The organism is Salmonella sp. SAL4457 (assembly GCF_046548235.1).
In the GTDB taxonomy this organism is placed as follows: domain Bacteria; phylum Pseudomonadota; class Gammaproteobacteria; order Enterobacterales; family Enterobacteriaceae; genus Salmonella; species Salmonella enterica.
In genome coordinates this window covers 177,395-189,725 of the sequence record NZ_JBGDZO010000004.1, presented here as the reverse complement: position 1 = coordinate 189,725, position 12,331 = coordinate 177,395, and the positions used below count along the sequence as shown (strand labels likewise).

The following is a 12,331-nucleotide window of genomic DNA, read 5'->3' as shown; positions in this document are numbered from 1 at the left end:
GAATCCAATATTTCCGCCATGAACTTTTCCATCACTGACAACAATAATCCCTTCGCCAATTTTGGCATTTTTTCTTTTTCGGTTTCTTTATTCTTAAATATTGTTTACGACTCTTGTTCATAATCATAAATTAATACTCAGCACATCATGACTGGTGGTAGTTGTCGGGGTAACAGGGCACATAGTTTAAAATACTTATTCATAGTTTGTTATTACGTAAACATTTTAACCTAATGCGTGTCAGTCAGGCACGCAGATAAAAAACAACCGGGGAGAAAAGTTAAACAAAATGCTGTTAGCCGGAAGTACCAGTATTGTTCTGTTGTCCGCTGCAGTCAGTTCGGTATGGGTAGAGGATAATGCCAGTACAGCGTCCTGCTTTTTTACCTGTATGTTGAATAACCATTTCAATAAATCATTATAGAATCACATCTGTTTATTATTGTCTGATCCGGAGTGAGTCTTTATGAAAAGTCGTTATTTACTATTTTTTCTACCACTGATCGTAGCTAAATATACATTAGCAGCAACAGTGCAACTCTTTCATTCTCCTGAAGAATCAGTGAACAGTCAGTTCTACTTACCACCACCGCCAGGTAATGATGATCCGGCTTTCCGCTATGATAAAGAGGCTTATTTTAAGGGCTATGCGATAAAGGGTTCCCCACGATGGAAACAAGCTGCTGAGGATGCAGATGTAAGCGTGGAAAATATAGCCAGAATATTCTCGCCAGTAGTGGGTGCTAAAATTAATCCCAAAGATACGCCTGAAACCTGGAATATGTTACAGAATCTTCTGAAAATGGGCGGCTACTACGCTACTGCTTCGGCAAAAAAATATTATATGCGTACTCGCCCCTTTGTCTTATTTAATCATTCCACCTGCCGTCCTGAAGATGAGAATACTTTGCGAAAAGATGGCTCTTACCCTTCCGGGCATACTGCTTATGGTACACTTCTGGCATTAGTATTATCCCAGGCCAGACCGGAACGCGCGCAGGAGCTCGCCAGACGAGGATGGGAGTTCGGGCAAAGCAGAGTGATATGTGGTGCTCACTGGCAAAGTGATGTTGATGCTGGCCGTTATGTGGGAGCAGTAGAGTTTGCAAGACTGCAAACAATCCCGGCTTTTCAGAAGTCACTGGCAAAAGTCCGTGAGGAGCTGAACGACAAAAATAATTTATTGAGTAAAGAAGATCACCCCAAACTTAATTACTGAAGGTGAAAGTCTTCCCGCAAACTGGACACAGCAAATGAAAGGAAGTGCAACTGCGTAGGGGCGACCGGGCGTGAGACTGTAATTAAAATTGTGTAAGTGCCTGTTTTTGATATGTTCACTCCAGTAACAGAGACAGGCAATTATGGACGAAAAGAAACTCAAAGCCCTTGCGGCTGAAGTGGCTGAAGGCCTTAAAACCGAAGCCGATCTCCATGCTTTTTCCCGCATGTTGACGAAGCTTACCGTCGAAACAGCGCTCAATGCGGAGCTGCCTGAACACCCCGGGTATGAGAAAAATGCGCCCAAAACAGGCTCATCCCCCCGCAATGGCTACTCGTCAAAAACGGTGTTATGCAATAATAGCGAGATCGAACTGAACACGCCGCGTGACCGTGAAAATACCTTCGAACCGCAGCTGATTAAGAAGCACCAGACGTGCATTACGCAGATGGACAGCCAGATTTTATCCCTCTGCGCTAAAGGCATGACTACCCGCGAAATCGTTGCCACCTTCAAAGAAATGTACGACTCCGATGTGTCGCCCACGCTGATATCTAAAGTCACCGACGCCGTAAAAGAGCAGGTCACTGAGTGGCAAAACCGACAAATGGATACGCTGTATCCCTTTGTTTATATGGACTGTATGTTGTCAAAGTTCATCAGAATGGCAGTGTGATAAACAAAGCAGTTTTCCCTGCGCTGGGGATCAATACCGAAGGTCAGAAAGCGTTGCCGGCATGTGGCTGTCCGGAAATGAAGGCACAAAGTTCTGGCTAAGCGTGCTGACGGAGCTGAAAAAGCGGGGCCTTCAGGACATCCTGATTGCCTGTGTGGACGGTCTGAAGGGCTTCCCGGATGCGATAAACAGCGTCTTCCCGAAATATCCGCAAATCAGCAAAAGCTGGCGTGCGCACTGGGAAAACCTCAATACGCTCTTCAGTTATCCGCCGGATATCCGCAAGACCATCTACCATCTACACTACAAACGCAGTCGAATCCCTGAACAGCGTGATCCGTGCCGCGATTAAGAAACGCAAAGTGTTCCCGACGGATGACTCGGTACGAAAGGTTATTTATCTGGCAATCAAGGATGCATCAAAAAGATGTAGTATGCCGATCCAGAACTGGCGGCTGGCGATGAGTCGCTTTATTATCGAGTTCGGTGACCGCCTGAGCAATCACCTTTAATATATTAGCAGTTACATAGAATTACTGACAGGCTCAAAAAAAGAGACCAGATTTCAGTCTCTTTTTTATCACTCATAATAATAGTCAGTTATTTTCTTTTATTTAGCTCTTCCATAAAATTTACCCAATTTTTATATTGATAATCAAGATTGCGAATCTCGTCTGAGATGGTTGATTGCTGCTGTATGAGACCACGTTTCTTTGCTATCAACTCTTGTAAACCATCATCGAGCACCTTCATTTTCGCTTTTATCTTCTCATCAATTTCATTATATTTTACGGAGTATTCTTCTTTATGTTTTTCTAATGCAGCACGTTTCTCCGCCCTTAAGTCATCAAAATCACTCAACCTGTAATTCTTTAATTTTTCCCGGCGAGCCTTCATTGCTGGGTCGAAAACTTCAGTATTGTACTTCTTCTCAAAATAATAAGGAGCATTTTCTTTATTAAAGAGTTCCAGCTCTTTATTCAAATGACGCTGAACAGAATAACGGCTTTGTGTTTTTCCATCTTCCCCTTTCCCCCAATACTCATCGATTTCTTTATTAATAGCTAATATATTAGTTTTAACTTTTGCGATATCATTATTTAATTCGTTTAGTTTTAATTTCTTCTTAGCATATTCATCTTTAATTGCATTTATTTTATCATCAAAACCTGCTCCATCCATGATGATATATTTACCGTCAATTTCAACATTAGGAATTGGATTTCCTTTTGGTGTTTCTGACATTTGTAATGAAGAAAATATTGTTTTCCATCCAGTATCTTTATTACCAAGACTGTTCAAAGTTGCTGAGAATTTAATATCTTTGCCTTTATCCCACGATTTTTGAACAACAATATAATCAGTTAACGAGGCAACTGGTGTATACAGATCGTAGCCAGTAGAAAGTAAGCCATCAGCAGCATATGTTCTCTTATTTCCATCAACCGATGTTTCCTTGATATCAATTGAATCAAGGATAAGACGCCCATGAAATTGATTACTAAATTGTTCTTTCAAGACTTTCTCTGTAGGGGTGTTATCGTCACCGCATCCGCTAATTAATAGCGAAACCAATAAACCACACAAAAATTTTCCATTCATAACATTCATCCCAGAAATTAATAATATGCAATAAAATCATTTCAGCATCACACAACGAGTTAGCAAATTCAATATTTAATGATGTGTTATTTTCATTATAATACTGTGTCTTTATTTTTAAACCACCAGGACTCGCTATCTTAATGAAAGACAATACCTCTAATAAATCAGATAGTTGGAAAGTAATTTTTTAATGGGCTGGCTGAAGCCATTAAAATGATTTTTTCAATCATCCTTACTGTAGCCGGAGGTAAAGCTGTTACTTCAACTGACGATGAAGAACAACAGGCAGACTACAGAAATGGACTGATCCTACCCGCGTAATATGGACACAACCCTAAGCAAGGTTCTGGTTTTCAAATTGTTCCGGACTGAGACTGCCACAGGCACTGTGACGACGCCGTTGATTGTAATCACACTCGATATCATTAAACACTGCTGTCCGCATTATTTCCCAGCTGGCAAAGCCCTCTCCGTGGATACATTCCACCTTCAGCGTGTGAAAGAAGCTTTCTGCACAGGCATTGTCATAACAACAGCCTCTGGTGCTCATACTCCCCCGCAGATTATGTCGTTTCAGTAAGCTCTGCTAATCCGTTGAATAGTACTGACCACCTCTGTCTGTATGCACGCTGACTTTCCCAGTCGTTTACGCCGCCATTGCACCATCTGTAACGCATCGCAGGCTGGCCGCCACGGTTTTTATGTTATACATCCGTCAGGCGTGGCGCACCATAGCGCTGTTTGCGTCACTGAATGCTTCCCGGGCGACGTTATCACAGACAAGGCGGAACTGCTGACGCTGGTTTATCTGATGACGACGCTGATGCCAGACGTACCAGCCACTACGGGCAACCTGAAGTACACGGCACATGGCTTTGGTACTGAATTCAGCCTGATGTTTTTCGATGAAGACATACTTCATTTCAGGCGCTTCGCGAAGTATGCCGCGGCCTTCTGGAGAATGGCCAGTTCCTCATCCCCTTCTGCCAGCGGACGCTTCAGATGGGCGATCTCTGCGGGCATCGCCTGTTCGCGGTCAGAAGAAGAGAGCTGATTTTGCTGTTTGCTTCGCCAGTTGTAGAGCTGTGATTCATACAGGTTAAGCTCGCGGGCGGCAGCGGCCCCCCAATGCGTTCAGCCAGTTTCAGGGCTTCCTGCGAAATTCAGGCGTGTGCTGCTTGCGTGGCTTTTTGGTGGTTGATGCTGGTTTTTTCATATGAGTCACCTCTTGCTTGAGAGTTTACTCACTTAGTCACGTGACCACTATTGCTGGGTAAGATCAAAGAACCTCAATAACGTGTTACACCGTTTTTCATAAAGCCAACCATACGATTGAATGCTTCCCCTCCCCTCAAACTTCCGGATATCGCTACACCGTCTACCCGCCGCAGTATATATTTACCGCGTTGTATGCCTTTCCTGGCCGAGAGCGTTAATATTTACATCCAGGATAAACCTTATCACAAATTAACATCAGATCTTATACCTCATGCTAACTACCTCCATGAAATTAAAGAGCTATTCTCTAAAAGATTAAAGGCAATTATTACTTAATTCAAATTTTAAAGAGATAAATTGATAATAACATGAGCCAATTCTTGTAAATTTCCATCTTTTTTTTATACGCGACATAGTTTTTTAACGATACTATAATATGTAGAAATGCAATATAAAATAGCATTTTCCATAGAAAATGAAAAGATCGCCACCTGATACCTTAAGTTCGCAAATAATTATATAGCTATATATTAGTTTTCTTTTGAAATATTTTTCAGAATAATTTTTGATTTACACGCACATTTAATAAAAGGAAATTATCATGCTAAAAGTATTTAATCCCTCACCTGTCCAGGTAGGGAGCATTGAATGTTTACAATCAGCGCAAAACTGGCAGAGGAAATCCTTATCACTTCAGGGATTAAATTTACTGCAGTCCGTACTCATCAAGCTCACCACGGGTAAAATTTCAATTACGACATCGTCCGGGGAGTATATTACGGCATCAGGGCCAATGTTAATATTTTTAGCTAAAGATCAAACTATTCATATCACTATGGAAGAGACTCATGAACAGTTAAATTATAATTTAATTGAATTAGATTCTGCGTCAATAAAAAATGCTTATAATTTTTTTCTGTATGAACATGCAGACTTTTCGGCCCCATTAACAAAACCGACGACAAAACATCTGTTAGCGCCAATAGAAACAGGCGTAGCAAGAGTATTCAACCTTTTACACTCTTCAAATAAAAGCCAGAAATTATCCCAAGATAAAAAGGAATATTTAATAAGATTTCTACTTTCAGAGTTCATCTATGAACCTGAAGCATTTGCCCTCTTTAGAGAACTATCGCAAAATACATTAGCCGAAAATATCTATAATATTATTATAAGCGACATAAGTCGAAAATGGGCGCTCAAGGATATTTCTGACTCACTCTATATGAGTTGTTCCACATTAAAAAGGAAATTGAAACAAGAGAACACCTCATTCAGCGAAGTTTACCTTAATGCGCGAATGAATAAAGCGACAAAACTTCTACGCAATAGTGAATATAATATTACTCGAGTGGCTTATATGTGTGGTTATGATAGTGCTTCTTATTTTACATGCGTTTTTAAAAAACATTTCAAAACTACACCATCGGAATTTTTAGCGTTTTTATCTTCCTCTCGTCATCAATATGTTAATTGAGATATCTGACAATGCAGTATAAGAACAAAGCAAAACATATTAATATAAAAGACGGGATTCTGTTGCTCGCTAAAAAATTCGACCTAACATTGAGCGAAAAAAAAGTTATTTATTACGTGGCAGCAGGATTATCTGTTAAAAGTTGCTCAAATTTATTAGATCGAAATATAAAAACGATTTCAACACAAAAGAGATCAGCCTATAAAAAAATGGATATTACTACTGATGTTGAATTAATCCATTTGATGCTGAATGAGTTTTATATATCAGTCGATATTACGTAATTTTTCCTAAAATGTTGGTAGAGTGGTAGGCAAGGCAACTCTGGATATCATCTTCAGAGATCGGTGTGATATCTACGTTGTTTAATTTAACTGTTCCCGTATAGCAATGACTGGAATTTGATAGTGCTTTGATTAAAGAAGATTTACCTGAACCTGATGTACCGATAATACCCATAAAATCTCCGGGAACAGCAGTGAATGAAAGCTGATCAATCAGTGTTCGTTCCGCAAACGCTATGGATAATTCTTCGCTGTCTATCGGCTGGCTGACGATAGACTCTACACCGCCAGTACGTTCCATGAAGGATAATAGTGATATTGGCGCCAGAGGCGATAATATCACTAACATCAATACACCGACCTTCATCGGCTCCTCAGAAGCTCACGCAACAATTAAGCTGACTATTGATACACAACCGTCCGCCGAACCAACGTTGGGATCGACTGTTAGCAGTCTGGATAACACCGTCACCCTTAAGGGAGTCGTGGAGGCGCATCAGGATATTCAGGTGAAGGTCACGGTCAACGATACGGACTACACCGCCAGTATCGATAACGATATCAGTAACTGACATGTTTCTGTTCCGCAACCCGCTATTCTGTCGGGGGCAAATCAGTACACCATAACGGCCACCGATCCCGCTGGTAATAGCGCCGCCGCCAGTGGAACATTTACAGGCACATCGCCGACGAAAAACCCGGTTAACAAGAGTTCCGGCGTAGATGAAATGATTTCGCTTAGCGAGGCGACATGGCATTCGGTAAGTGTTGATGAAGAATATTATGCCTGATAACTAAACATCACCCTGCGAGGCCTCTTCGGAGGCCTCCTGAAAAAAACAGAATAATATTTATTGTCTGTTAATTATTACAGAGAGAGTTAATTTATAAAAAAAAGCGGCAGACTACGCTGCCGCAAATATGAGGAGGACAATTACCGTTACGCTACACCACAAAGTAATCCGTTACTGAGGTAAGTAAAACATAAATATCCCCAACAATGAATCAACGAATCAAGCAATCGTCAAATCATGGTATTAACAACCTTGTTCTGTTTTAGCATACTGTGACAGTAAAAATAGATTTTAGTCATTCTGTATATCACACGAAAATTTATAAAACAGATTTGGTTCACTCACAATATACAAATTATTTTCATTATCCATGGCAATCCCTTCTGGTTGGGGTATATCGTCTCTGAGCCCTGACCACTCCGCCGTCAGGAACAATCGATCGCGCACCCGCCACTCGGAACTGACCTCCAGAATCATTTTTGACTCGTCAGACAACACCAGCAGCGAATCCGTTGGGGCATGGTATTCAAGTCCGGAGACATCGCTCACACTCGCAGTGATGGCAGAAGGCAACGCTCTGGTGATACCATTTTTGCTCATCTCTACTTCTTTGATCATAATGGGTTTTCTTTCTTTTGCGGCATATAATCTCTCATTTTTCGCATCCCATGCCGTACCTTCCAGCCCTTTATTTTTTGCTTTGTCATAGCCCTCAAGCTTCACCATGGAGATTATCTGCATGGCGCCGCGCTGAATATCCACCTGTGTTTTATAGACCGCGCCATCTTTCTCACTGCCTATCTGGAACTGGTTGCCCCCACTCCATGCAATAGACTCCGGGTCGTGGATACCCTGCAGCGGCATCCGCCCTACCAGCTGCCCTTCTGTCGTTAACCAGACCAGTTCAGGGGGATTATTAATAACGGCGAAAAGCATCCTGTCTTCGGCGGAGTAGGTCAAACCTGAAAGGTTACTCTTAACTCCTGCGACTGGTTTTTGCTGAATAACCGCTTTATAGCTACTCAGTGCTAGCGCCGAGGGTTTATCACCATATTTGAGGATCAGTTGATAAACATAGCGTATATCGTCCCTGACCATAAATAAAATCACGCCCAAGAGTACAACCACAATAACGCGTTTTAGTAATCTCATAAAAAATCCATAGCAGATCGCGCCACGACTGATGTCGTAACGCATTTCTTAAAAATAAAGCCGATGTCCGATAGAATCGTTATTCGGTTATGGCGAGCGCCATTAGCATAGGCAAAATGAAATAGTGAGGTTTATCACAAAAAGCCCGATTTTAATCACTAACGTACCCTTTTTGTAAATTGACATAATCAAGAGGAGGGTAGTTTCGGCTAATTATTTAAATAGTACGTCTGCAAATTCGCCCCTGTATGCAGGGCAAATGACAAAAAGTGATAATTAATGAGATGTAACACCGCAATCTGATCTGCTATTGCTGCTCCCACTTCTATTCAACCGGGCAGCAAAAAAATGAAACTCAACCTTATTACCGTCAGCCTGGCTACGCTCGTTGCCGCTGGCGCATTCCCGGCCCATGCCGGTCCTCAGGCGCATGTCGTGTGCGGCTATCACCACACGCTGGGCGATGACGCGATTATGATGTTTGGTAAAGCGAATCAGGCGATGTGGCATGACTTTTTTGGCAACACCCACACCGACGCGGTCTCTACCTACCAGACGTTGCGCGCGCAACCAGATACCACCTGTGATAATAAAGCCGACAGCTCCGCTTACTGGGCGCCGTCCATGAAATTACCTGATGGTGAAATCGTAAATCCGGCCTACCAAAAGACCTATTATCAATCCACAAATGTAGCGCAATATCCGCTCCATCCATTCCCGGCCGGGCTGGAGTTACTGGCCGGCGACCATCACGGTACTGGCCCCAGTACCGCAATCACCTTTTTATGTGCCAACGGCAAAGGTTACACCAACAAGGTAGGCGAAATATGCGGCCTGCGTAAAGCGGGCGATGCCGTCCAGTTTAATATCGGGATCGCTTTCCCCAACTGTTGGGATGGCGTCAACCTGAAACCGACCCATAGCCACAATAATGCTATCTATGCCGACCACGGGAAATGTTCCGCAGACTATCCGGTAAAAATCCCAACGGTGAATATGAACATCGCCTGGGTACTCCCGCAGATCTCCTCGCTGGATACGTCTAAAGTGGAATTGTCGATGGACCCGGTAATGCATGGCGAAACCCGGGAAGAGCGCTGGGGAAGTCTTTATACCGCCCATGCCGATTTTATGAATGGCTGGACGGAAGATGGCGCGCAGTTTATGACGGATCTGTGTATGAACCAGGGACTGGATTGCGGCACTACGGTTCCTTACGCCTACAGTAAAGCGGAAGAAAATACCTGGGTAAGCAGCGAAGACGACAAGCCTCATGCCAGCGTCGATACCTTGTACGTACAGGATGACTGGACAAATGGCGGACGCACGCAGCACCCGGAAACGCTCACGCTGGTGAAATTTAAGATCCCGCCCCTGCCTGCCAATATGGACGCTTCGCTATTCAAATACCGTATTCGCCTTTTTGGCGGCAAAACGGAAGCGAACGGCGCCGATCAAATTTTCTTTTACCCGACCAGCAGTGACTGGCACGTCAGTACCGTGTCCTGGAACAATAAACCGGCGATCAACTACCGTTCCGATGCCGTGTTATATCTGGACCATTCACATGAGTATCGCATGGTTGATGTCGATAAAGCGGTGCGCAAAGCGCTGGCGGAAGGGAAAACGGAAATATCCTGGTATATCGGCGGCGACCGTCAGGGAAATCACTACGACTTCACGCCAGCGGACTCAAAACAGAGCCTGGTGCTGATGCTGACCGGTTTCAAAAAGACGCCGGAGCTGTAATAGTAAACTGTGCCCGCTGACGCAACAGCGGGCACGATGGCGGCACAAGTATTACGGCACGCCATCAAAACCCGACCAATACCTCAGAAAAACAACCGCTTATTCTCAGGCTGTAGTCCCTGTTGCTGCTGAACATCCTGCAGATAACAGGTCGCTACGACGGCAAGCCGGGCATAGAAGGCGCTAACGGTATTGCGTTGCAGCAATTCTAGATAGCGGAATCCCCAGGGCAGCAGATGCGCCTCCAGTAACCGGTTGGCCGCCACGTTGTCGCCTCGTGCCAGCAGATCGCTACAGGCCAATAGCATCAGGCCAAACTGATCTTCCGGCTCGCGTTCACGGTCAGTGAATACCATGCCCTGCGACTGTAAAAAAGCTCGATAATCGGCGGTGGTTTCCCCCATCAGCAAATTATCTTTTTCCAGATAGACCGATCCCCAGGGCGGGACGGGCATCTTTCCCTGGCCTTCAAACAATACGGAAAATTGCCATGTAAGCGCATCATCATCCGGTAGCGACCATGACGCACACAGTGATTCAATAGATCCACGATCGCGCCAGGGGTAAAGCTCAGGCAACGTTGGCAAACAATCGAACAACGCTTTCACCTCCGGCCTCTCAGGGGAGTAGTAAAACAGTGCGCCGAGGATACGCGGCAAAACAGCACGGGAAAGCATAGCAATAGCTCCTGAAATATTTCGCCTGATGACGCTACGCTGATCAGGCTTACATGGCATAAACCGGGCAAAAAACTACATTGGCAGCGTCCACAGATTGTAAAACGCAATCCTACCCGCCAACTCCGCCGCGATAACCACCACAGCCGTCATGGCCAGCACCGCAGCGCTCGATTTCAGGCGCGCGCAGACCACCACCCCGACCACGCCCGCCGCCAGCAATATCGCCTGGGCGGTAAACCAGCTATGCTGCGCGGCGGTCAGAGCGCTATCGGCGCTCATCAGCGTCGCCATATAGCCCGGGCGCAGACAAAAGCTCACCAAAATCGCCAACACGCTGACCAGTAGCCCCAGACGGCGCACGCCAAACAATGCCGCCAACGCGCCGCCGCCAATCAACGGCGTCAATATCATCATTGCCGTGGTGTAAGATGAACGCCAGGTCGCCACCGTCGGCAGTTGGTAAATCTGCGGAACGGCGTATAAGAAGACTACTCCGACTATCGCCGCCAACCAGACCAACGCGTTACACAGCGGCGTCGCCCGGTTCAGCAACAAACCGAGCGCCCCCAGCCCGCCGAGCGCCGCAAAAGCCGCCGACAGGACAATCTCGTTACTCATCGGCGAATGTCCGACGCGCAGCAGCATATTCAGCGCACGCAGCGGTTGCCCGACGTGGAAGGTGCCGACAATGACACCCAGCCCAAACAGGCACATCACCGAGAACAGACCGATAGCCTTACGCCGCGGCGCGACCAGCCCCATTGCGCCGCCAATCAGCAGCAGAATAAATGCGCCGACCGCGCTCTGGGTAAAGACCGTAAAAAAGACCAGCGGTAACTCATGCATGGCGCACCTCCCGAATGTTCATGATTGCGCCTTCCGTATCGCCCGTGGGTCTCGCTTTCGGATGCGGTTTAATAATGAGGTTAGGATGGGTGAACGACGCTGAAGGCAGCGGCGCGATTTGATTCTCCGTGCCATATTTTGCCCGTAATTCATCGACAGGGCCGAAATCCAGCGCTCGCTGCGGGCAAGAATCCACACAGATAGGGCGCAGATTGTTCTCCAGTCGGTCAAGACAACCGTCGCATTTACGCATCACGTTCGCCTGCGTATCAAACTGCGGCGCGCCGTAGGGGCAGCGCATTTCACAATAACGACAGCCGACGCATACGCTGTCATCCACCACGACCAGACCATCTTCTTTGCGTTTATGCATCGCCCCGGTCGGACAGCCGGAGACACATACCGGCTCATCGCAATGGTTACAAGCAATAGAGAGGTAGTAGGTAAAGGTGTCGTGATGCCAGCTTTCCCCCTCTTTCACCCAGCTTCCGCCGCCATATTCATAGACGCGGCGCAGTTTCGGACCGACATCCAGATCTTTATTATCCTTGCAGCTTACCTGGCAGGTTTTACAGCCTGAACAGCGCGAGGAGTCAACATAAAAGCCATACTGTTTCATCGTACATCACTC

11 protein-coding genes and 4 pseudogenes are annotated in these 12,331 nt (G+C 45.4%); 8 read left to right on the top strand and 7 right to left on the bottom strand.

Annotation, left to right across the window (positions count from 1 at the left end; all coding sequences use genetic code 11):
* Nucleotides 1-466 precede the first annotated feature (466 nt).
* Together ACLJNW_RS14610 and ACLJNW_RS14605 are read left to right on the top strand one after the other, a co-directional pair.
* A complete protein-coding gene (locus ACLJNW_RS14610; RefSeq protein WP_000842404.1) occupies nucleotides 467-1,219 on the top strand; it encodes a non-specific acid phosphatase in 753 nt (250 codons plus the stop codon).
* Between the two features lie 142 nt (nucleotides 1,220-1,361).
* Nucleotides 1,362-2,407, top strand: a pseudogene (locus ACLJNW_RS14605) (IS256 family transposase).
* Between the two features lie 88 nt (nucleotides 2,408-2,495).
* Here the strand turns inward: ACLJNW_RS14605 and ACLJNW_RS14600 are convergent.
* Together ACLJNW_RS14600 and ACLJNW_RS14595 are read right to left on the bottom strand one after the other, a co-directional pair.
* A complete protein-coding gene (locus ACLJNW_RS14600; protein ID WP_001013445.1) occupies nucleotides 2,496-3,497 on the bottom strand; it encodes a DUF1202 family protein in 1,002 nt (333 codons plus the stop codon).
* Between the two features lie 337 nt (nucleotides 3,498-3,834).
* Nucleotides 3,835-4,716: pseudogene (locus tag ACLJNW_RS14595) on the bottom strand (IS3 family transposase).
* A 116-nt stretch (nucleotides 4,717-4,832) separates the two neighbouring features.
* Here ACLJNW_RS14595 and ACLJNW_RS14590 point away from each other — a divergent pair.
* From ACLJNW_RS14590 to rtsB, 3 genes are all read left to right on the top strand, one after another.
* Entirely contained in the window at nucleotides 4,833-5,054 is a 222-nt protein-coding gene (locus tag ACLJNW_RS14590; protein ID WP_001576552.1) for a hypothetical protein, read from the top strand.
* 265 nt (nucleotides 5,055-5,319) lie between these two features.
* On the top strand, nucleotides 5,320-6,195 hold the full coding sequence (locus ACLJNW_RS14585) for an AraC family transcriptional regulator (RefSeq protein WP_000921676.1): 876 nt from the start codon (nucleotides 5,320-5,322) through the stop codon (nucleotides 6,193-6,195).
* A complete protein-coding gene (rtsB, locus tag ACLJNW_RS14580) occupies nucleotides 6,192-6,479 on the top strand; it encodes a transcriptional regulator RtsB (RefSeq protein ID WP_001541332.1) in 288 nt (95 codons plus the stop codon). Before ACLJNW_RS14585 ends, rtsB begins: the two co-directional genes overlap by 4 nt.
* Here the strand turns inward: rtsB and ACLJNW_RS14575 are convergent.
* Nucleotides 6,472-6,780 (bottom strand): ATP-binding cassette domain-containing protein, encoded by a 309-nt coding sequence (locus ACLJNW_RS14575; RefSeq protein ID WP_072095651.1) that lies wholly within the window; start codon nucleotides 6,778-6,780, stop codon nucleotides 6,472-6,474. The two genes, rtsB and ACLJNW_RS14575, sit on opposite strands and share 8 nt — an antisense overlap.
* On the opposite strand from ACLJNW_RS14575, the pseudogene ACLJNW_RS14570 reads away from it, so the two are divergent.
* Nucleotides 6,716-7,021 (top strand): annotated as a pseudogene (locus ACLJNW_RS14570) (Ig-like domain-containing protein); the annotation flags it as partial. The gene ACLJNW_RS14575 and the pseudogene ACLJNW_RS14570 sit on opposite strands and share 65 nt — an antisense overlap.
* 117 nt (nucleotides 7,022-7,138) lie before the next feature.
* A pseudogene (locus tag ACLJNW_RS14565) lies at nucleotides 7,139-7,270 on the top strand (hypothetical protein); the annotation flags it as partial.
* 294 nt (nucleotides 7,271-7,564) lie between these two features.
* On the opposite strand, the gene ACLJNW_RS14560 reads toward ACLJNW_RS14565, so the two are convergent.
* Nucleotides 7,565-8,470: an SdiA-regulated domain-containing protein gene (locus ACLJNW_RS14560; protein ID WP_001268206.1), complete on the bottom strand. Its 906-nt coding sequence runs from the start codon at nucleotides 8,468-8,470 to the stop codon at nucleotides 7,565-7,567.
* A gap of 303 nt (nucleotides 8,471-8,773) precedes the next feature.
* Here ACLJNW_RS14560 and ACLJNW_RS14555 point away from each other — a divergent pair, with 303 nt between their 5' ends.
* A complete protein-coding gene (locus ACLJNW_RS14555) occupies nucleotides 8,774-10,174 on the top strand; it encodes a DUF1996 domain-containing protein (protein ID WP_000773788.1) in 1,401 nt (466 codons plus the stop codon).
* 83 nt (nucleotides 10,175-10,257) lie between these two features.
* Here the strand turns inward: ACLJNW_RS14555 and ACLJNW_RS14550 are convergent, their stop codons facing one another.
* The 3 genes from ACLJNW_RS14550 to ACLJNW_RS14540 form a co-directional block, all read right to left on the bottom strand.
* The gene (locus tag ACLJNW_RS14550) at nucleotides 10,258-10,851 is read right to left on the bottom strand and encodes a molecular chaperone (protein WP_001542298.1); all 594 of its coding nucleotides are present in this window, start codon (nucleotides 10,849-10,851) and stop codon (nucleotides 10,258-10,260) included.
* A 75-nt stretch (nucleotides 10,852-10,926) separates the two neighbouring features.
* Entirely contained in the window at nucleotides 10,927-11,700 is a 774-nt protein-coding gene (locus tag ACLJNW_RS14545; protein WP_000544929.1) for a dimethyl sulfoxide reductase anchor subunit family protein, read from the bottom strand.
* Nucleotides 11,693-12,319: a DMSO/selenate family reductase complex B subunit gene (locus ACLJNW_RS14540; protein ID WP_000816143.1), complete on the bottom strand. Its 627-nt coding sequence runs from the start codon at nucleotides 12,317-12,319 to the stop codon at nucleotides 11,693-11,695. Before ACLJNW_RS14540 ends, ACLJNW_RS14545 begins: the two co-directional genes overlap by 8 nt.
* Nucleotides 12,320-12,331 lie beyond the last annotated feature (12 nt).